The sequence below is a fragment of the Azospirillum himalayense genome (assembly GCF_042657465.1).
Taxonomy (GTDB): Bacteria; Pseudomonadota; Alphaproteobacteria; order Azospirillales; family Azospirillaceae; genus Azospirillum; species Azospirillum himalayense.
Genome location: NZ_JBHSLC010000096.1, coordinates 104,779 through 123,923 on the forward strand (window position 1 = coordinate 104,779; position 19,145 = coordinate 123,923).

General features: G+C 69.3%; 18 protein-coding genes. 4 read left to right on the forward strand and 14 right to left on the reverse strand.

Annotation, left to right across the window (positions count from 1 at the left end):
- Positions 1-180: 180 nt before the first annotated feature.
- The 8 genes from ACFPMG_RS27295 to ACFPMG_RS27330 all read right to left on the reverse strand — a co-directional run bounded on the left by ACFPMG_RS27295 (position 181) and on the right by ACFPMG_RS27330 (position 9,167).
- On the reverse strand, positions 181-2,703 hold the full coding sequence (locus tag ACFPMG_RS27295) for a sensor histidine kinase (RefSeq protein ID WP_376998354.1): 2,523 nt from the start codon (positions 2,701-2,703) through the stop codon (positions 181-183).
- On the reverse strand, positions 2,690-3,364 hold the full coding sequence (locus ACFPMG_RS27300; protein WP_014200002.1) for a response regulator transcription factor: 675 nt from the start codon (positions 3,362-3,364) through the stop codon (positions 2,690-2,692). Before ACFPMG_RS27300 ends, ACFPMG_RS27295 begins: the two co-directional genes overlap by 14 nt.
- Positions 3,365-3,402: 38 nt before the next feature.
- Positions 3,403-4,281 carry a universal stress protein gene (locus tag ACFPMG_RS27305; protein ID WP_376998355.1) on the reverse strand — a complete coding sequence of 293 codons (879 nt, stop codon included), beginning with the start codon at positions 4,279-4,281 and terminating at the stop codon, positions 3,403-3,405.
- Between the two features lie 13 nt (positions 4,282-4,294).
- Complete coding sequence (locus ACFPMG_RS27310; RefSeq protein WP_376998356.1) at positions 4,295-4,966, reverse strand: TerC family protein; 672 nt, start codon at positions 4,964-4,966, stop codon at positions 4,295-4,297.
- Positions 4,967-4,993: 27 nt separating this feature from the next.
- On the reverse strand, positions 4,994-6,538 hold the full coding sequence (locus ACFPMG_RS27315; protein WP_376998357.1) for a tripartite tricarboxylate transporter permease: 1,545 nt from the start codon (positions 6,536-6,538) through the stop codon (positions 4,994-4,996).
- Between the two features lie 52 nt (positions 6,539-6,590).
- Positions 6,591-7,079, reverse strand: a complete 489-nt coding sequence (locus ACFPMG_RS27320; protein WP_376998358.1) for a tripartite tricarboxylate transporter TctB family protein — start codon at positions 7,077-7,079, stop codon at positions 6,591-6,593.
- Between the two features lie 70 nt (positions 7,080-7,149).
- A complete protein-coding gene (locus tag ACFPMG_RS27325) occupies positions 7,150-8,127 on the reverse strand; it encodes a Bug family tripartite tricarboxylate transporter substrate binding protein (RefSeq protein ID WP_376998359.1) in 978 nt (325 codons plus the stop codon).
- Between the two features lie 68 nt (positions 8,128-8,195).
- The gene (locus tag ACFPMG_RS27330; RefSeq protein ID WP_376998360.1) at positions 8,196-9,167 is read right to left on the reverse strand and encodes a Bug family tripartite tricarboxylate transporter substrate binding protein; all 972 of its coding nucleotides are present in this window, start codon (positions 9,165-9,167) and stop codon (positions 8,196-8,198) included.
- A 146-nt stretch (positions 9,168-9,313) separates the two neighbouring features.
- Between ACFPMG_RS27330 and ACFPMG_RS27335 the strand changes: the two genes are divergently transcribed.
- Positions 9,314-9,571, forward strand: coding sequence for a hypothetical protein (locus ACFPMG_RS27335; protein ID WP_376998361.1), 258 nt, complete (start codon positions 9,314-9,316; stop codon positions 9,569-9,571).
- A gap of 122 nt (positions 9,572-9,693) precedes the next feature.
- On the opposite strand, the gene ACFPMG_RS27340 is transcribed toward ACFPMG_RS27335, so the two are convergent.
- Complete coding sequence (locus ACFPMG_RS27340) at positions 9,694-10,446, reverse strand: TSUP family transporter (protein ID WP_376998362.1); 753 nt, start codon at positions 10,444-10,446, stop codon at positions 9,694-9,696.
- A gap of 125 nt (positions 10,447-10,571) precedes the next feature.
- On the opposite strand from ACFPMG_RS27340, the gene gcvA reads away from it, so the two are divergent.
- Positions 10,572-11,486: a transcriptional regulator GcvA gene (gcvA, locus tag ACFPMG_RS27345; protein ID WP_376998363.1), complete on the forward strand. Its 915-nt coding sequence runs from the start codon at positions 10,572-10,574 to the stop codon at positions 11,484-11,486.
- A 128-nt stretch (positions 11,487-11,614) separates the two neighbouring features.
- Here gcvA and ACFPMG_RS27350 read toward each other — a convergent pair whose 3' ends face one another.
- From ACFPMG_RS27350 to ACFPMG_RS27360, 3 genes are all read right to left on the reverse strand, one after another.
- A complete protein-coding gene (locus ACFPMG_RS27350; protein ID WP_376998364.1) occupies positions 11,615-13,138 on the reverse strand; it encodes a UxaA family hydrolase in 1,524 nt (507 codons plus the stop codon).
- Between the two features lie 152 nt (positions 13,139-13,290).
- Positions 13,291-14,694 carry a glucuronate isomerase gene (gene uxaC, locus ACFPMG_RS27355; RefSeq protein WP_376998365.1) on the reverse strand — a complete coding sequence of 468 codons (1,404 nt, stop codon included), beginning with the start codon at positions 14,692-14,694 and terminating at the stop codon, positions 13,291-13,293.
- 227 nt (positions 14,695-14,921) lie between these two features.
- Positions 14,922-15,356 carry a methylglyoxal synthase gene (locus ACFPMG_RS27360; RefSeq protein WP_014199988.1) on the reverse strand — a complete coding sequence of 145 codons (435 nt, stop codon included), beginning with the start codon at positions 15,354-15,356 and terminating at the stop codon, positions 14,922-14,924.
- A 261-nt stretch (positions 15,357-15,617) separates the two neighbouring features.
- Between ACFPMG_RS27360 and ACFPMG_RS27365 the strand changes: the two genes are divergently transcribed.
- A complete protein-coding gene (locus ACFPMG_RS27365; protein WP_059399708.1) occupies positions 15,618-16,409 on the forward strand; it encodes a GntR family transcriptional regulator in 792 nt (263 codons plus the stop codon).
- A 94-nt stretch (positions 16,410-16,503) separates the two neighbouring features.
- Complete coding sequence (gene mgrA, locus ACFPMG_RS27370; protein ID WP_103040805.1) at positions 16,504-17,544, forward strand: L-glyceraldehyde 3-phosphate reductase; 1,041 nt, start codon at positions 16,504-16,506, stop codon at positions 17,542-17,544.
- Positions 17,545-17,616: 72 nt separating this feature from the next.
- On the opposite strand, the gene ACFPMG_RS27375 is transcribed toward mgrA, so the two are convergent.
- Together ACFPMG_RS27375 and ACFPMG_RS27380 are read right to left on the reverse strand one after the other, a co-directional pair.
- Positions 17,617-18,900, reverse strand: a complete 1,284-nt coding sequence (locus ACFPMG_RS27375) for a TRAP transporter large permease (RefSeq protein WP_376998366.1) — start codon at positions 18,898-18,900, stop codon at positions 17,617-17,619.
- Positions 18,891-19,145: TRAP transporter small permease subunit (locus ACFPMG_RS27380; RefSeq protein ID WP_376998367.1), on the reverse strand; the 255-nt coding region annotated here is incomplete at its 5' end. The genes ACFPMG_RS27375 and ACFPMG_RS27380, both read right to left, overlap by 10 nt.

Genomic DNA, 19,145 nt, shown 5'->3' on the forward strand with positions numbered 1-19,145 from the left:
CGTCCGTGGTTCGGCCCGCGGACATGGGGCAGAGGTGTAGGGTGGGGGCAGAACAGAGGGCGGGCCGTCCCCGCAGGCTAGGGAAGCGGCACGGCGCCGCCTTTGCGAATCCGCAAACGGATGGGCGTGGAGCGTCGATTCTCATCGGAGGGCGTGTCGGGATGTGGGGCTTGCTCCGGCTCAGGGCAGCAGGATCGCCGACTGCCATTGCTGGAGGAAGCGCTCCCGCTTCAGCCGGTCGAGGAAGACCAGCAGGGCCGGACTGAGGGCAATGGGATGCAGCGGCGCCGCCGTGCTGGAGCGCAGGCCCGACGCCGACGCCTCCCGTTTGATGCCGGAGGAGATGGCGTAGAGGGCGGAACGGTCGGCCACCACCTCCTGTCCGCGCGGCGACAGCAGATAGTCGATGAACCGCCCGGCGAGTTGCGGCCGGGGCGCCGTCCGGGGGATCACCGCGACGCGGGAGATGACCAGCGTGTAATCCTCCGGCACCACGATGCCGATGGGCGCCCCCGCCGCCGCCCGTGCCCGTGCGTAGGAGCCGAGGACGTTGTAGGCGATCAGCACCTCGCCCCGCTCCACCAGGTCGAGGATGTCGCCGGAGCAGCAGGCCAGCCGTGCCTGGGCGTTGCCCATCATCGCGACGAGCTGCCAATACTGGCCGAACAGCAGGGCGTCGTGGGAGGCCAGCAGATAGCCGATGCCGCTGGTGGCGGTGTCGTAGGTGGCGACGCGCCGGCTGAAGCGCGCCGGGTCGTCGCGCAGCAGCCGGATCAGCGCCGGACGCGTGCGCGGCACCTGGGCGTCCGGCAGCAGGGCGCGGTTGTAGGCGATCACCGCCGGCTCGAAGGTGAAGCCGAACGCCTCGTCCCGCCAGTTCGCCCAATCCGGCAGAGCGTCGGTCAGGGCGGAGCGGTGGGGCTGGGTGTGGCCGTCGTTGACCAGCTTCACCTGCAGGTCGGAGGCGGAGCTGATGAGCAGGTCGGGCGTCTCCGCCGCGCCTTCCTTGGCCGGAACGGCCACCGCCTCGGCGTAGAGGTCGGCGGTGTCCATATCCTTGTAGTCGATGGTGACGTCGGGGTGGAGCCGCTGGAAGTCGAGAACCAGCGGCTCGATGGCCTGCCGGTCGGTGGCCGAATGGATGCGCAGCCGCTCCCGCTCGCCGCCGGGTGCGGGGTAGGTGATGAGCTGCGCCGCCTGCGCCGCCTGCGCCCAAGGGGACCAAAGCAGGGCGCAGAGGACCAGCAGGGGAAACAGCGCCCGCGCGGCCCCTCCCGCCGGCGCGGCGATGCCGTCCGCCGCCGGGAAATCGATGCGCGCGATCAGCCCGCCGCCGGGGTGGTCGAGCAGCGCGAACTCCGCCCCGTGCGCCTCCACCACCGAGTTGACGATGGCGAGGCCGAGGCCGCTGCCCGCCACCCCGGCGGCGGAGCTGCCACGCCCGAAGCGCTCCAGCACGCGGCGCTTCTCGGCGTCCGGCACGCCGGGGCCGCGGTCGGCGATCTCCACGCGCAGGCCCCGCCCGTTTGGCCGGGGGGTCAGCGTCAGGTCGATGGGGCCGGACGGGCCGGCGTATTTCACCGCGTTGTCGAGCAGGTTGGTCAGCGCTTCGCGCAGGCTGATGGCGTCGCCGGGGACGGTGGCCGGCTCCGCCGCACGGTCGATGTCCAGGCGGATCGCCGTGTCGCCGGCCACCGCGCGGGCGCGCTGGAAGACCTGCTCCAGCAGCGCGCCGAGATCGACGTCCTCCGGCTTCAGCGCCTCGCTGCGGTGGATCACCATGGCGTGGTTGAGGAGCTGGCTGGTGAGCTGGCTGGCTTCCACCGCGTTGCGGTGCACGCGCTGGGCGATGCGGTGGAGAGCGTCGGGATCGTCCTCGTCGATGGCGAGTTCGGCCTGCAGGCGCAGGCTGGCCAGCGGCGTGCGGATCTGATGGGCGGCGTCGGCCAGGAAGGTCTGCATGGTGTCGAGGTTGGATTGGAGACGCGCCATGAGCTGGTTGATCGCCTGGACGAGCTGCGAGACCTCCTGCGGCGGCGGCATGGCGATGGGGGAGAAGTCGTGCGGCTGCCGCTCGCGGATCATCCGCTCCAGCGAGCCCAGCGGGGCCAGCGCCTGCCGCACCCCGAACCAGATCAGCCCGCCCGCCGCGACGACGGTAAAGGCGATGGGAAGGAAGGCGTTCGCCAGGATGTCGCGGGCCAGCGCCCCGCGCTCCTCCCGCGTCTGGGCGACGGCGATGGTGACCCAGCCACTGAGGTCCGGCTGTGCCGCGAACCGCTTCAGGACGGCGACCCGCACCGGCATGCCGCGAAAGGTGGCGTTTTCGAACCGGGTGGCGGAGTCGCTGCCGGCCGTGCCGGCGACCCCGGCCTTGGCGGGTGCCACCGGCAGGTCGTGGTAGCCGGTGACCAGCTCGCCGTCCGGGGCGGTGATCCGGTAGAACACGCGGTCGCGCCGAGCCTGGGCCAGGATGCCCAGCGAGGAATAGGGCAGGTCGACGGAGAAGCGCCCGTCCTCCACCCGCACCGTGTCGGAGATCGACAGGGCCGACGCCATCAGCAGCCGGTCGAAGGCGGCGTCGGCGGCGCGCTGGGCGTAGGCGCTGATGAACAGGAACAGCCCGGCGGTCAGGACGGCCAGCACGCCGAGCAGCCGGATGAACAGCCGCCGCCGCAGCGAGAATCCTTCAGCCTTCGGCACACACTTCCGCCACATACCCCAGCCCCCGAACCGTCCGGATCTCCACCGACGCGCCCTCCAGCTTGCGCCGGAGGCGGGAGACATACAACTCGATGGCGTTCAGCGCGGTGGGCTGGTCGAGGCTGAACAGCCGGTCCATCAGGTCCTCCTTGGACAGGACGGTGTTCAGGTTGCTGAGGAACAGCTCCAGGAGGCGGAACTCGCGGCCGCCGAGATCGACGGGCCGGCCGTCGACCAGCACCTTCTTGGCGGCGGCGTCGAAGACCAGATTGCCGAACTGCGTGCGCGAGGAGGCGAGCCCGTGCGAGCGGCGCAGCAGGGCGCGGCAGCGGGCCTCCAGCTCCCGCAGGTCGAAGGGCTTCACGATGAAGTCGTCGGCGCCGAGGTCGAGCAGGTCGACCCGCACATTCACCTGGGAGCGGGCGGTCATCACCAGCACCGGCGTGGCGTCGCGGCGCTGGCGCAGGCGGTTCAGCAGAGTCTGCCCGTCCACCCCCGGCAGCATGATGTCGAGCAGGACGAGCTGGTACGCCTCCTGGCGCAGCAGCTCCTCCGCCTCGTCCCCGGTCGGCGCCCAGTCGACGGCGTAGCCCAGCTTGCGCAGCCGGTGGACGATGGCGTCGGCCAGATCCTCGGTGTCCTCGACGACGAGTATGCGCATGGTCCGTCTCCCGGTGCCGGGGCACCGTAATGCACAAATCAGTGCGCCATGAAGATGGGAATGGCGGGCGGTTCGCGCAGCATGTCGAGCGTCACGCCGCCCCACACCCGTTCACGGACCCGGCTGTGGCCGTAGGCGCCCATCACCAGCAGGTCGCAGCCGGCCTCCGCCGCCGTCTCCTGCAAGGCCCGACCGACCGCGCGGCCCGGCGCCGCGACCCGGCGGATCGACGCCGCGACGCCGTGCAGCGCCAGATAGGCCGACAGGCGGTCGGGATCGGCGGTGCGTCCGGGATCGGCGACCTCCGCCGACAGGATGACCGCCTTGCCGGCGCGCTGCAGAAGCGGCAGTGCCGCCGCGACCGCCCGCGAGGCCGCGGCCCCGCCGTCCCAGGCCACGGCGACCGCGGACCCGACCGACGCCGGTTCGGCCGCCGGCGCCAGCAGCAAGGGGCGGCCCGAGCCGAACAGGGTCGCCTCGATGGCCGGCCCCATGGCGTTGGTCCTGTCGGAGGTCTGGGCGATCACCACCAGATCGGCGAGCCGCGCCTCCTCCGCCAGGGTCTCGGCCAGCGGGCCCGTCGCCTGCTGCCAGGAGGCGGTCGGACCGTCCGCGCCCGCGCCGCCGCCGGTCAGACTGTCCGCCTCCGCGGCGCCGAAGCGGCTGCGGAACTCCTCGAACAGCTCGTGGGCGGAGTCGACCACCCGCGCCTGATCCTCCTGCCCGATGCGGATGAGCTGCTCGACCAGCGCCTTGGGGATCGCGACGCTTTCCACGGAGGTGCGGATTTCGACCTGCGGCATGACGCTCAACCCCTCCACATGGGCGCGGAAGCGGCCGGCGAGCAGAAAGGCCGTGGCGATGGCGCGGCGGTCCAGCGGCCGCCCGGTCAGGGGAACGAGAACCTTCTTGATCATCGGATTCGCTCCGTCACGATAGCCAGGAGGTGTGCATGAGGACTTCGTTGCTGCCGCGCCAGATCATGTCGAGCGCCACATAGGTGATGATGAGGAGACCGACCCAGCCGACCCAGCGGTGCTTGTGCAGCACATGCGCGATCATGTTGGCCGCCGCCCCCATCAGCACGACGGACAGCAGGAGGCCGATGACCAGGATGGTGGGGTGGTCCTTGGCGGCGCCGGCCACCGCCAGCACGTTGTCGAGCGACATCGACACGTCGGCGACGACGATCTGCCAGATGGCGGCACCCACCGTGACGCCGCCGACCGCGGCACCGGCGGCGGTGTTTCCGGACACCCCCGCCGGCGTGTCCGGAGCGTCCATGGCCTCGTCGGGCGCCACCTCGTCCGTCCCGTGGGAGCGCAGCTCGCGGTACATCTTCCAGCAGACCCAGAGCAGCAGCACGCCGCCGGCCAGCGTCAGCCCGATGATGGCGAGAAGCTGCGTGGTGATCAGCGCGAAGAAGATGCGCAGGACGATGGCGGCGCCGATGCCCCAGAAGATCACTTTGCGGCGCTGCGCCAGCGGCACGGCGGCGGCGGCCATGCCGACCACGATGGCGTTGTCGCCGGCCAGCACGAGGTCGATGGCGATGACCTGTCCCAAGGCGGCGAGCTGGGACCAGAGATCGACGCTTTCCATGGAAAAGTCCTTCGAGGAATGGCGGTCTTACGTCGCGGGATGGGTGCCGGACGGGGAGGCGCTGCCGCCCTTGCCCGCGCCCTTGCCCGTCCCGTTGCTCCGGTAGCGCAGGACCATCGGGCCGATCACCAGCAGGGCCGCGATGACCAGCAGGGCCGCCGAGATCGGGTGGGTCAGGAAGACCGACGGGTCGCCCTGGCTGATCGCCAGCGCGCGGCGGAACTGCTGTTCGGCCAGAGGCCCCAGGATCAGCCCGACCACACAGGGCGCCACCGGCACGTTCAGCACGCGCATGCCGAAGCCGAGCAGCCCGATCACCCACAGGATGACCAGATCGATGACGTTGTTGTTCAGCGTGTAGGCGCCCAGCGACGAGAAGACCAGGATGCCGGCGTACAGCCAGGGCCGCGGGATCAGCAGCAGCTTCACCCAGAAGCCGACCAGCGGCAGGTTCAGAACCAGCAGAAGCACGTTGCCGATGTAGAGGCTGGCGATCATGCCCCAGACCAGCTCCGGGTTGTTGTCGAACAGCGTCGGGCCGGGCTGGAGGCCGTACTGCTGGAAGGCGGCCAGCATGATCGCGGCGGTCGCCGAGGTCGGCAGGCCGAGCGACAGCAGCGGCGCCAGCACGCCGGCGGCCGACGCGTTGTTGGCGGCCTCCGGGCCGGCGACGGCCTCGATGGCGCCCTTGCCGAACTCCTCCGGCTTCTTCGCCAGACGCTTCTCGACCAGATAGGACAGGAAGGTCGGGATCTCGCTGCCACCCGCCGGCAGGGTGCCGATGGGGAAGCCCAGCAGCGTGCCGCGCAGCCATGGCTTCCAGGAGCGCGACCAGTCTTCGCGGCTCATCCATTTGGAGCCCTTGAGCGCGTAGATCTCCTCCGTTTCGAAGCGGTGCCGGGAGGCGACGTAGAGCGTCTCGCCGACCGCGAACAGGCCGACCGCGACCACAACCGTGTCGATACCGTCGAGCAGCTCCGGCACGCCGAAGGCCAGCCGCGCCTGACCGGTCTGCATGTCGATGCCGACCAGACCCAGCGCCAGACCGAGGAACAGGCTCGCCAGACCGCGGGCCAGCGAGCTGCCCAGGACGGCGGTGACGGTGGTCAGCGCCAGCACCATCAGCGCGAAATACTCCGCCGGACCGAACAGCAGGGCCATCTTGACCATCAGCGGGGCGACGAAGGTCAGCGCCGCGGTGGCGATGGTGCCGGCGATGAAGGAGCCGATGGCGGCGGTCGCCAGCGCCTGGGCGCCGCGGCCTTGGCGGGCCATGGCGTGGCCGTCGATGGCGGTGACGATGCTGCCGGACTCGCCCGGAGCGTTCAGGAGGATCGAGGTCGTCGAGCCGCCGTACATCGCGCCGTAATAGATGCCGGCGAACATGATGAAGGCGGAGGTCGGCTCCAGCCCGTAGGTGACCGGCAGCAGCAGGGCCACGGTCAGCGCCGGGCCGATGCCGGGCAGCACGCCGACCGCGGTGCCCACCGTCACGCCGATCGCCGACCACAGAAGGTTGTAGGGCGTCAGCGCCACGAGGAAGCCGTGGCCCAGGGCGGCAAGGGTGTCCATTGTGCAGTTTCCTTCCCGAAGCGGGGGCCCGAAGCGGGGCTTTCCGGCGTTCTTATTCGGCGTCGGGGGACGTGAGCCGTTCGAGGATGCTGCCCTCGGGCAGGTTCAGGCCGAGCCCGTAATTGAAGGCCACGAAGGTGAAGGCGGCGAGCGCCAGCCCGATGGCGAGATTGACCATCAGCCGCCGGCCGCCGAAGGCGCGGGAAACCGCGGCGAACAGGATGGTGGTGGAGGGGATCCAGCCCAGCGTGTCCAGCAGCAGGAACTGGACGGCCAGCCCCGCCGCGACCAGCGCCACCGCCCAGAGGTCCAGTTCCAGCCCCTCGGCATGGGCGACGGCCCCGGCGAAGGCCTCGCGCAGCAGCGACAGGCCGACCAGGACGAGGCCGCCCGAGATCAGGTAGGGGAACAGGGCGGGACCGACCACCGCCCGGCCGACGCTCGGGGTCAGCATGGTCTCGACCGCGATCAAGCCCCCAAGGGCGATCAGCCCGCCGCCCAGCACCGCCTCTCCGGCGCGCATGCTCCGACCGGTGGTCATCGCTTCATCCTCCCAGACTGTTTCTTGCGGACCGGTGGGCGCGGCGACCGCGCCCACCTTGGTTCGGTCCTTACTTCACGAGGCCGATGTCCTTCAGCGTGCCCTCGATCTGCGCGCGCTCCTGCTTCAGGAAGGAGGCGAACTCGGCGGAGGGCTGGTAGAGATCGATCCAGCCGCGCTGCTTCACGGCCTGCTTCCACTCGTCGCTGGCGACGGCCTTGGCGACGGCCTCCTGGAGTTCCTTCAGCTCGGCCGGCTTGGCGGAGGACTGGGCGAAGACGCCGCGCCAGTTCACGAACTCCAGGTCGACGCCCTGCTCCTTCATGGTCGGCGTGTCGGAGCCCGGCAGGCGCTGCGGGGCGGAGACGGCGATGGCGCGCAGCTTGCCCGCCTGGAACTGCGGGGCGAACTCGCTGTAGCCGCCCATGCCGAGCGTGACATGACCGCCGAGCGCGGAGGCCAGCAGCTCGCCGCCGCCCGCGGTGGCGACGTAATTGACCTTGTTCGGATCGACGCCGACCGACTTGGCGATCAGGCCGGCCAGGATCTGGTCGCTGCCGCCCGCCGAGCCGCCGCCCCAGGAGACCGAGCCGGGGTCCGCCTTGAACTTCTGGATCAGGTCGCCGAAGGTCTTGATGGGCGAATCCGGGGGAACGACGATGGCCGTGTATTCACCGGTCAGCCGGGCCAGCGGGGTCACCTGATCGAGCGTCACCGCCGACTTGTTGGTGACGATGGCGCCCAGCATGATCTGGCCGCCGACCAGGATCGTCGGCGAGCGCTTCTTGGCGGTGACGAACTGGGCGAGGCCGACCGTGCCGCCGGCGCCAGGGATGTTCACGACCTGGATGTTGGAAGCCAGCTTCTGGTCCTGGAGAACCTGCTGGAGGGTGCGGGCGTGCTGGTCCCAGCCGCCGCCGGGGCTCGCCGGGGCGATGATCTCCAGTCCCTTGATCTCGGCCAGCGACGGGGTGGCGGCGAGGGAGGCCGTAGCGAGAACGGCGGCGGTCAGGACGCCCTTCACGGCGCCCGGCATGCGGATGGTCATGACGCTTCGCTCCATGGGTGTGTTTTGTTTTGATGCTTCGCTCCCGGCGGCCCGCCGCCGGGGGTCGGTCACTTGACGAGGCCCAGCTCGGTCAGGACGCCTTCGATCCGCGTCCGCTCGTCCTTCACGAAGGCGGCGAAGCGGTCGGACGGCAGGTAGAGGTCGATCCAGCCGCGCTCCGCGGCGATGCGCTTCCACTCGTCGGTGCGGACCATGGCGCCGACCGCGTCGTCCAGGACCTGCTTCTCCGACGCCTTCAGGTTGCCCGGCGCCATCACCGCGCGCCAGTTCACCAGCTCGACATCCACGCCCTGCTCCTTGAAGGTCGGGACGTCGATGCCGGGAAGGCGCTGCGGGGAGGAGATCGCCAGCGCGCGCAGCTTTCCGGCCTGGAGCTGCGAGGCCATCTCGTTGTAGCCGCCGGTCGCCACGGTGATGTGCCCGCCGAGCACCGAGGCCATCATCTCGCCGCCCGCTCCGGCGGCGATGTAGTTCATCTTGGAGACGTCGCCGCCGATCGCCTTGACCAGCAGGCCGTAGAGGATGTGGTCGGGGCTGCCCACCGCGAAGCCGCCCCAGGAGACGGAGCCGGGATCGGCCTTGAACTTCTTCACGAGGTCGTCGAGCGTCTTCAACGGCGAATCCGCGGCCACGACGATGGGCTGGTACTCGCCGGTCAGGCGGGCCAGCGGGGTCACCTGATCGAGCGACACCGGCGACTTGTTGATCAGGATCGCCCCGATCATGCCGAGGCCGGAGATCATCAGGCCGGGGTTGCGCTTCTTGGCGGTGACGAATTGGCTGAGGCCGATGGTGCCGCCGGCTCCCGGAATGTTGACCACCTGGACGCTGGAGGCCAGCTTGTGGTCCTGCAGGACCTGCTGCATGGCGCGCGCGTGCTGGTCATAGCCGCCGCCGGCGTTGGCGGGGGCGATGATCTCCAGATTCTTGATCTCCGCGGACGCGGGAGCGGCGAAGAGGGCGGCAGCGGCCAGCACGGCCACCGCCAGCATCCCCTTGGCGGGGGTGCCGAGGCTCATGGTGTTTCCTCCGAATGGACTTTTTTGCTTTTTGGACGGCGCTTGGCGCGCCTTACGGTGCCTTGGCGGGGGGGCGCTGCGGACGCACCTCGTAGAGGAGGACGGAGCCGCCGGCCCCCGCGCCGCAGGCGGCGCCATAAAAGAGCGTGGTCCGCTCGTCCGCCGATGCGGTCTTCGCCGTGGTTTTCGCCGACGTCCTGGCTGTGGATGCGGTCGCCATGGTGGAGGTTCCGGGAACGGTGGTTGGTTGTTCCAACTGTTTAGCAGGCGAACCTGTCATGAACCTGTCAGCCACCACCCAGGCACGCAAAATTTCGGCCCTCCACCCGGAAGAGGTGGAGACCGGTGTGAATGTTTTTCCCTCTCCCGTCCCGGGAGAGGGTGCCCGCGAAGCGGGCGGGTGAGGGTCGTACGAGGATCAAGACTCTGATCCTTGGCCTTACCCTCACCCTCCCACCGCTTCGCGACGGGTCCCTCCCTCTCCCGGGGCGGGAGAGGGAATTTAAAGTGTGTCGCCCCCCGGAACTTACCGCACCACCAGCAGGAACAGCCCCTGGCCGAGATAGACGGTGCCGGTCAGGGCGACCAGACGCTGGCTCCAACTGCGGAACTGGGCGTCGCTCATGGCGTCGAGCACGCGGCGCGACAGGTTCGTCCCCAGAACCGCCATGCCGATGCACAGGGCCGTCACCGTGATGTCCAGCGCTTCCGCCTCCGACGCCGCGACGAGGGAGCCGAAATAGACCGTCTTGAACAGGTGGCCGAAGACCTGCATCGTCGCCTTGGTCGCGACGACGCTCTGCCGCGACAGGCTGGACTTCACGAAGAAGACGTCGAGCAGCGGTCCCGAGATGCCGGCGATCAGCTGCACGCCCATGCACAGGACTCCGGCCAATGTGCTGTGGCCGCGCCGCGACACGTTCGGCGACCAGTGCGACGGAACCGCCATCGCCATGAAGGGCGATAGGCCCAGCAGGATCAGCGATTCCGCCTTGCCGGGCACGTAACGGATCAGGGTGAAGACGCCGACCGCCACCGCCCCGCCCAACAGGAACCGGGCCACGATCCCCCATTGCACATGCCGCCGCCACAGCCACGCCCGCCAGCCGTTGGCGGTCATCTGCGTGATCCCGTGCAGCAGCATGGCCGAAGACACCGGCAGCAGCACCAGCAGCAATCCCATCAGCACCATGCCGCCGGCCATGCCGAACAGGCCCGACAGGAAGGAGGTGACCAGCGCCGCAAGGCCGAGGCCGAGTGTCAGGGGAACCGTCAGCATCCCGCTCAATCCGAAAGTTTTCTTTGACTGTGGAGGGCATGATGCTCCCGGCGCGCTTGCCCCGCAAACGGGATTGTCTGATGCTGACCCCCAGGAAATGTTGGGGTGAACGGGGAGGGGATCGGATGCGGCGCCTGCCATCGCTGAACGCTTTGCGGGCGTTCGAGGCCGCGGCCCGCCACGGCAGCTTCACCGGGGCGGCGGGCGAGCTGAACGTCTCGCAGGCTGCGGTCAGCCGCATGGTGCGCCTGTTGGAGGAGCGGATGGGCTTCCCGCTGTTCGAACGGCGGGCCAACGCGCTGGAGCTGACCGATCGCGGGCGGGCGCTGCAACCCGGCCTGACCGGCGCCTTCGACGCGATCGCGGACAGCGTGGAGCGGGTCGCCGCCATGCGCGACGGCCCGGTGCTGACCCTGGGGGTGGGCGCCACCTTCGCGGTGCGCTGGCTGATTCCCCGCCTGTCGGCCTTCCACGAGAGCCACCCCGACGTGGAGGTTCGCATTGCCACCGGCGGCGCCGGCGCGCCGATCCGCGAGGACTGGACCTGCGCCCTGCTGCTGGGCGACGGGCATTGGCCGGGCTACGAGGTGGAGGAGCTGTTCACCGCCGACATGCTGCCGGTCTGCGCGCCGGCCCTGGCGCGGACTCTGCGCCGTCCGGAGGATCTGCTGTCGGCGACGCTGCTGTCGGTGTCGCACTGGGCGGACGACTGGCCGCACTGGTTCGCCTCGGCCGGGCTGGCGCCGCCGGCCGTGAAGGGGCTGTCCTTCAGCAGCTACGCCATGACCTTGCAGGCGGCGGCGGATGGGGTGGGGGTGGCGCTGGGGGCGCAGCTCTACATCGCCGACGATCTGGCGGCAGGCCGGCTGGTCACGCCCTTCGCGCTGACCGTGCCGATGGGGCGGGCGTGGTATCTGGTCTCGCGGCCGGCGCGGCACCGGGAGCCGGGCTTCACCGCCTTCCGGGACTGGCTGCGCGCCGCCGTCGGATCGCCCGACTCCGAAAAGAAAAGACCGCCGGAGCGTGCCCCGACGGTCTGAAGTCGCACTTTGGAGAAACGTCACTCGGCGGAACCACGCGCATGGCGCGGTCTGCCGACTGGGTTTCAAAGGATAACCGAACGAAAACACTTATACTAGTATATCAATGAGCGCGCAAGCCCTTTCGCTCACATAACCGCGCCCATCTGCCAGGGCGTGAACTCGTCGGAGCCGAAGCCCAGCTCCTCGCTCTTGGTCTTCTTGCCCGACGCGGTGTCGAGGATGAGCTGGAAGATCGCCCGCCCGACTTCTTCGATGGTGGCGTCGCCGGTGGCGATGGGGCCGCAGTCGATGTCCATGTCGTCGGTCATCTTGCGGAACAGCGGCGTGTTGGTGGCGAGCTTCAGCGACGGCGTCGGCTTGCAGCCGAAGACGGAGCCGCGCCCGGTGGTGAAGCACAGCACGTTGGCGCCGCCCGCCACCTGCCCGGTGGCCGACACCGGGTCGTAGCCCGGCGTGTCCATGAAGACGAGGCCCGGCCCGGTGATCGGCTCGGCGTAGCGCACCACCTCGACGAGGTTGGTCGTGCCGGCCTTGGCGACCGCGCCCAGCGACTTCTCCAGGATGGTGGTCAGGCCGCCCTTCTTGTTGCCGGGCGACGGGTTGTTGTTCATCTCCCCGCCGGTGCGGCTGGTGTAATCCTCCCACCAGCGGATGCGCTCGACCAGCGTCTCGCCGACCGCCGGGCTGACGGCGCGGCGGGTCAGCAGATGCTCGGCGCCATAGACCTCCGGCGTCTCGCTCAGCACCGCGGTGCCGCCGTTGCGGATCAGCAGGTCCACGGCGTGGCCCAGAGCCGGGTTGGCGGTGATGCCTGAATAGCCGTCCGAGCCGCCGCATTGCAGCGCCAGGATTAGGTGGCTGGCCGGCACGGTCTCGCGCCGCACGTCGTTGACGCGGGGCAGCAGGGCGCGGATGCGCTCCACGCTCGCCCGCACGGTGGCGGCGGTGCCGCCGCTCTCCTGGATCGCCAGCGTCTGCAGCGTGTCGCCGACGGTCAGCCCCTCGACCTCGACCAGCTTGTCGATCTGATTCACCTCGCAGCCGAGGCCGAGCACGAGCACGGCGGCGAAGTTCGGGTGGCGGGCGTAGCCGGCGATGGTCCGGCGCAGCGCGTCGATGGCGTCGCCCTGCGAGCCCATGCCGCAGCCGTAGGAATGGGTCAGCGCGACCACCCCGTCGATGTTCGGGTAGGCGGCCAGCGCGTCGCCGCGGAACTGGTCGGCGATCATCCGCGCCGCGGTGGCCGAGCAGTTCACCGTGGTCAGGATACCGATGTAGTTGCGGGTCGCCACGCGCCCGTCCGGGCGGACGATGCCCTGGAAGGTGGCGCGTTCCGCCTCCGGCACGAGGTCGGTGGGGTGGACGTCGGCGCCGAAGGCGTAATCGCGCTCGAAGCTGTCGCCCACGCCGATGTTGTGGACATGGACATGGTCGCCCGGTGCGATGGGAGCGGTCGCGAAGCCGATGACCTGGTTGTATTTGCGCACCGGCTCGCCGACCGCGATCGCCTGCACCGCGACCTTGTGGCCGGAGGGGATCGTGCTCCGGGCGACGACGCCGGTGTCGGGCAGGGTGGTGCCCTCCGGCAGGTCGGCGCCGGCAACGACGACGTTGTCCGCGGGATGCAGGCGGATGGTCAGCGATGCCATGGTGATGGTCCTCTCATGGAGATTCCCTCTCCCCTCTGGGGAGAGGGGCAGGGTGAGGGGGATGCGCGTGGTGGGACGTCCGGCAAAAGCGCAACCCCCTCACCCGGCGCCGTTGGCGCCACCCTCTCCCCAGAGGGGAGAGGGGTTTCGTGTCAGAGCTTGTAGGCCTTCTTGGCGAGGGTGTAGGCGAGATCCACGGCCAGTTCCGCGGCCTCATCCTCCTCCAGCCGGTGCTCGGCGACGAGCCGGGCCAGGAAGGCACAGTCCACGCGGCGGGCCACGTCGTGGCGGGCCGGGATGGAGCAGAAGGCGCGCGTGTCGTCGTTGAAGCCGACCGTGTTGTAGAAGCCGGCCGTCTCCGTGATCATCTCGCGGTAGCGGCGCATGCCCTCGGGGCTGTCGTGGAACCACCAAGCCGGGCCGACGCGCAGCGCCGGGTAATGGCCGGCCAGCGGCGCCAGCTCGCGGGCGTAGCTGGTCTCGTCCAGCGTGAAGAGGATGATGGTCAGGTCGCGCTCGTTGCCGACGCGGTCGAGCAGAGGCTTCAGCGCCCGCACATACTCGGTGCCGGTCGGGATATCGGCGCCCTTGTCGCGGCCGAAGCGCTCGAAGACGCCCGGGTTGTGGTTGCGGAAGCTGCCGGGGTGGATCTGCATGACCAGCCCGTCGTCCAGGCTCATCTTGGCCATCTCGGTCAGCATCTGGCCGCGGAAGATCTCCGCCTCGGCCGCCGTGATGGTGCCGCGCAGCGCCTTTTCGAACAGCCGCTCGGCGTCGGCGTCCGACAGGTCGGCGGTGGTCGCCGTGGCGTGGCCGTGGTCGGTCGAGGTGGCGCCGCCGACCTCCTTGAAATACTGGCGGCGGTTGCGCAGGGCGGCGAGGTAGCCGGCCCAGGTCCCGGTGTTCTCACCGGACAGCGCGCCCAGCGTCTCGACGTTGGCCTGGAAGCCCTCGAACTCCGGATCGACGACCGGGTCGGGGCGGAAGGCGGTGATGACGCGGCCCTTCCAGCCGCTCTCGCGGATGGCGCGGTGATGCTCCAGCGTGTCGAGCGGCGACTCGGTGGTCGCCAGCAGCTCGATGTTGAAGCGCTCGAACAAGGCGCGCGGCAGGTACTCCGGCTTCTGCAGGCAGGCGTCGATCTGGTCGAAGATGCGGTCGGCGCTGGCCCCGCTCAGACGCTCCGTCACGCCGAACACCGTCTCGAAGGCGTGGTCGAGCCACATGCGCGTCGGGGTGCCACGGAACAGGTGCCAGTTCTGCGCCAGCTGACGCCAGATCTTACGGGGATCGCTCTCCACCGCCCCGCCGTCCTTGCGCGGCACGCCCAGGCTCTCCAACGTCACGCCCTGGCTGTAGAGCATGCGGAAGGCGTAATGGTCGGGCACCACGAACAGCGACGCCGGGTTCGGGAACGCCTCGTTCTTCGCGAACCAGGACGGGTCGGTGTGGCCGTGCGGGCTGATGATCGGCAGGTGGCCCACCTCCGCGTACAGCCGGCGCGCGATGTCGCGCTGCGTGGGATCGCTGGGGAAGAGGCGGTCGGGGTGGAGCATCGTTCATCTCCGGATAAAGGGATGCCGGACGGGGGTCCGGTGCCCATTTGAATGGGTGGTTCGGGTGTGGCGCGCGGCGTGGCGCCGGTCGTACCCCGCATCTCGGAATATATTAATATATCAGTTCCGAATGCAAGGACTTTGTGCGTCCCGCCCACAATTCAGACGGCAAGACGCGCAATTCAAGAGGGCGACTGGTCAAGAGGGCGACTGGTCAAGAGGGCCCGTCAGAGGCGGCGCGAATCGTGGGCGGCGAAGTCCACGGCCCGCGGGCGGTAGCCGCTGGTGAAGAGGGGGGAGGAGATCACCATGTCGGCGGTCGCCTCGTTGCAGGCCATCGGGATGTTGTAGAGCGTGGCGAGGCGGGTCAGCGCCTTGACGTCCACGTCGTGGGGCTGGGCGGTCATCGGGTCGACGAAGAAGACGAGCAGGTCGATCCGGCCCTCCGCGATCATCGCGCCGATCTGCTGGTCGCCGCCCAGCGGACCGCTCTTCAATGAGGTGATGTCCAGCTGGGGATGGGCTTCCCGGACCAATCGGCCGGTGGTGCCGGTGGACCAGAAGACGTTGCCCTCCAGAGCGTGGATGTTGGCGCCGAGCCAGCCGATCAGGTCGGGCTTGCGGGCGTCGTGGGCGACGAGGGCGATGCGTTTGCGGTCCACGGTGACGGTCCTTGCGGCTGTGCGCTCCGCGGTGGAGCTTCCTTCAATATACTAGTATACTGATGAGTGGCGCAACGCGCTTCCCGGTGGGACAAACTGGCGCGGAACCGGGGCGCCGCGCGGGGTGAAGGCGTTTGACCCACCCCGCCGGGTATTAGTATATTGCGATGAAGGGCGGACCGTCTGCGGCGTGAACCAGCGGGTTCGGCGCCGGCATCCCGGAGCACCGGCGCCCTTGAATCTTCCTGGCAGGAGCGGGTGTTGAAAAAGGCGGCGCAGACATCGACGGCGGATTCCGGACAGGCCGAGGGCGTCAAGACGCGGACCCGGCGCCGCACGGCGGCGGCGGTCGCCCGTCCGGCCCAGCGCGGCACCACCGTGGCGGCGACGATCTACCGTGACCTGCGCAACGAGATCGTCTCGCTCCGCCGCAAGCCGGGCGAGCCGGTCGCCGAGAAGGTGATCGCCCAGGACTACGGCGTCAGCCGCACCCCGGTGCGCGAGGCCGTGCTGCGTCTGGCGGACGAGGGGCTGATCGAGATCTTTCCGCAATCGGGCACCTTCGTCTCCCGCATTCCGCTGGGCGCCCTGCCGGAAGCCATCGCCATCCGCAAGGCGCTGGAGGAGGCGACCGTCCGCTACGCCGCCAAACGCGCCACCCGCAGCCAGATCGCCAAGTTGCGCGCCAACCTGGAACTCCAGCGCGAGATGGAGGCCGCCCAGAATTTCGAAGGCTTCCATCAGGCCGACGAGACCTTCCATGCGCTGTTGGCGGAGACCGCCGGCTACCCCGGGTTCTGGAACCTGACGCAGCAGGTGAAGGTGCAGGTGGACCGCTACCGCCTGCTGACCCTGCCGGTGCTGGGGCGTGTGCCGGATGTGATCGCCGAGCATTCGGTCATCATCGAGGCCATCGCCAACAACGACCCGGAGGCGGCGGCCAAGGCCATCGACCTGCATCTGGACTATCTCCAGGTCACCATCGCCGACGCGCAGAAGGCCAACCCGCTCTACTTCACCGCCCCCTCGGAGGACGAGGCCGAGCCGGTCTGACGCCGTTGTGCGCTCTTGGCTTTGGATTGCGGCTGATTTCTAATATATCAGTCACGTTCCTCCCAACACCGCGCAAGACAGCCAGGAGACCGCGATGCAATCGCTCTACCGCGCCGATCCGGCCCGCTACACCGGCATGACCTACCGCCGCAGCGGGCGGAGCGGGCTCGACCTGCCGGCCATTTCGCTGGGGCTGTGGCAGAATTTCGGTGGCACCGACGTGTTCGAGACCGGGCGCGCCGTGCTGCGCCGGGCCTTCGACCGCGGCGTCACCCATTTCGACCTCGCCAACAACTACGGCCCGCCGCCGGGCTCGGCGGAGGAGAATTTCGGGCGCGTCCTGGCGACCGACTTCAAGGCCCACCGCGACGAGCTGATCGTCTCCACCAAGGCCGGCTACGACATGTGGCCCGGCCCCTACGGAAGCTGGGGCTCGCGCAAGTACCTGACGGCCAGCCTGGACCAGAGCCTCAAGCGGATGGGGCTCGACTATGTGGACATCTTCTACTCGCACCGCGTCGATCCGCGCACCCCGCTGGAGGAGACGATGGGCGCGCTCGACCACGCCGTGCGGCAGGGCAAGGCGCTCTATGTCGGCATCTCCTCCTACTCGCCGGAGATGACCCGGCGGGCGGCGGCGATCCTCAAGGACCTCGGCACGCCCTGCCTGATCCACCAGCCCTCCTACTCGATGCTGAACCGTTGGATCGAGGGCGGTCTGCTCGACGCGCTGGAGGAGACCGGGATCGGCTGCATCGCCTTCTCGCCGCTGGCCCAGGGTATGCTGACCACCAAGTACCTGAACGGCCAGCCCACCGACGCCCGCGCCGCCAAGGGTGGCACGCTCAAGGCGCATTTCCTGTCGCCGGAGAATCTGGAGCGCGTGCGCGCCCTGGACGCCATCGCCACGCGGCGCGGCCAGACGCTGGCCCAGATGGCCATCGCCTGGGTGCTGCGCGACCCGCGGGTGACCTCCGCCCTGGTCGGTGCCCGCAACGTCGAGCAGCTCGACAACTCGCTCGACGCGCTGAAGAACACCGCCTTCACGCCGGAGGAACTGGCCGAGATCGACCGCCACGCCGTCGATGGCGGGCTGAACCTGTGGCAGAACTCGTCGAACGCCGAAGCCGGCTGATCCGCCGAAAGCCGACATGAAAAGGGCCGCGCCGGGGATGCCGGCGCGGCCCTTTTCATGACCCTATGTGCCTCACCGCATGAGGAGGTGGGGCAGCCAGAGGGAGAAGGTGGGAACGTAGGTGACGAGGAGGAGGGTGACGAAGAGGGCGCCGTAGAAGGGTGTGATGGAGCGCATGACCTGGCCGACCGACACCTCGCCGATGGCGCAGCCGATGAACTGGGTGGTGCCGACCGGCGGCGTGTTGAGGCCGAGCGCGCAGTTGATCAGCATGACGATGCCGAACTGCACCGGGTCCATGCCGTACTGCATGGCGATGGGCAGGAAGATCGGCGTGCAGATCAGGATCGTGCTCGCCATGTCCATGAAGGTGCCGAGCAGGAACAGGATGATGTTGATCAGCAGGAAGATGACCAGCGGGTTGGTCGAGATGCCGGCCATCAGCTCGCCGGTGATCTCGGCCACCTGATAGAGGCCCATGATGTACTGGAACATCGTGGAGACGCCGATCAGCAGCAGGACCACGCCGGTGGTCTTGACCGTCTTGGCGGCGGCGGCCAGGAAATGGTCCCAGGTCAGCGTGCGGTAGACGAAGGTGGTGAGCAGCAGCGCGTAGATCACCGCGATGGAGGCGGACTCGGTGGCGGTGAAGACGCCCGAGGTGATGCCGGCCAGGATGATCACGACGATGAGCAGGCCGGGGGCCGCGGCGGCGAAGGAGCGGCCCAGGATGGACCAGCCGGGGAAGGTGCCGGCGGGGTAGCCGCGCTTGACCGCGACGTAGTAGGCGGCCCCCAGGTTGCAGACCATCAGCAGCAGGGCGGGGACGATGCCCGCGGCGATCAGCGCGCCGATGGAGGCTTTGCCGCCGGCGGCCAGCGCGTAGATGATCATGTTGTGGCTGGTCGGCATCAGCGCGCCGACCAGGGCGGCGTGGGTGGTGACGTTGACGGCGTAGTCGGCGTGGTAGCCCTCGCGCTTCATCATCGGGATCATCACCGCACCCATAGCCGAGACGTCGGCGACGGGGGAGCCGGCGACGCCGCCGAACAGGGTGCAGGCGACGACGTTGGACATGCCGAGGCCGCCGCGGATGTGGCCGACCATGTTCTTGGCGGTGGCGACGATCTTGTCGGCGACGCCGCCGTGGAGCATCAGCTCGCCGGAGAAGACGAAGAAGGGGATGGCGAGGAAGGAGAAGACGTTCATGCCGGACATCATCTGCTGGAAGATGACGGCGACGGGGAGGCCCTCGTAGAGGATGGTGCAGAGCGCCGACAGGCCGATGGCGAAGGCGACCGGGATGCCCAGGACGAGGAAGCCGAAGAAGGTGACGGCCAGAATGGTCAGTTCCATGACGGCGCGACCTCCTCGCCGCGGATGATGGCGACGACGTGTTCGATGGCGAAGAGCACGATCAGGACGCCGGAGAGCACGAGCGGGATGTAGCGGACGGCTTCGGAGACGTGCAGGTTGGGGATGTAGTAGGCGGCGACGGAGGTGCCGAGGACCCAGCCGTTGTAGGCCATGCAGGCGCCGAAGACGCCGACGAGGGCGTAGATGACGATCTCGACCTTGCGGCGGATGGCGTCGGGCAGCAT

Excerpts from the sequence above, each read along its gene's own strand:
- ACFPMG_RS27300 (WP_014200002.1), bottom strand. The coding sequence starts at position 3,364 with ATGCGCATACTCGTCGTCGAGGACACCGAGGATCTGGCCGACGCCATC.
- ACFPMG_RS27305 (WP_376998355.1), bottom strand. The coding sequence starts at position 4,281 with ATGATCAAGAAGGTTCTCGTTCCCCTGACCGGGCGGCCGCTGGACCGC.
- ACFPMG_RS27310 (WP_376998356.1), bottom strand. The coding sequence starts at position 4,966 with ATGGAAAGCGTCGATCTCTGGTCCCAGCTCGCCGCCTTGGGACAGGTC.
- ACFPMG_RS27315 (WP_376998357.1), bottom strand. The coding sequence starts at position 6,538 with ATGGACACCCTTGCCGCCCTGGGCCACGGCTTCCTCGTGGCGCTGACG.
- ACFPMG_RS27320 (WP_376998358.1), bottom strand. The coding sequence starts at position 7,079 with ATGACCACCGGTCGGAGCATGCGCGCCGGAGAGGCGGTGCTGGGCGGC.
- ACFPMG_RS27325 (WP_376998359.1), bottom strand. The coding sequence starts at position 8,127 with ATGACCATCCGCATGCCGGGCGCCGTGAAGGGCGTCCTGACCGCCGCC.
- ACFPMG_RS27330 (WP_376998360.1), bottom strand. The coding sequence starts at position 9,167 with ATGAGCCTCGGCACCCCCGCCAAGGGGATGCTGGCGGTGGCCGTGCTG.
- ACFPMG_RS27340 (WP_376998362.1), bottom strand. The coding sequence starts at position 10,446 with ATGCTGACGGTTCCCCTGACACTCGGCCTCGGCCTTGCGGCGCTGGTC.
- gcvA (WP_376998363.1), top strand. The coding sequence starts at position 10,572 with ATGCGGCGCCTGCCATCGCTGAACGCTTTGCGGGCGTTCGAGGCCGCG.
- ACFPMG_RS27350 (WP_376998364.1), bottom strand. The coding sequence starts at position 13,138 with ATGGCATCGCTGACCATCCGCCTGCATCCCGCGGACAACGTCGTCGTT.
- uxaC (WP_376998365.1), bottom strand. The coding sequence starts at position 14,694 with ATGCTCCACCCCGACCGCCTCTTCCCCAGCGATCCCACGCAGCGCGAC.
- mgrA (WP_103040805.1), top strand. The coding sequence starts at position 16,504 with ATGCAATCGCTCTACCGCGCCGATCCGGCCCGCTACACCGGCATGACC.
- ACFPMG_RS27375 (WP_376998366.1), bottom strand. The coding sequence starts at position 18,900 with ATGGAACTGACCATTCTGGCCGTCACCTTCTTCGGCTTCCTCGTCCTG.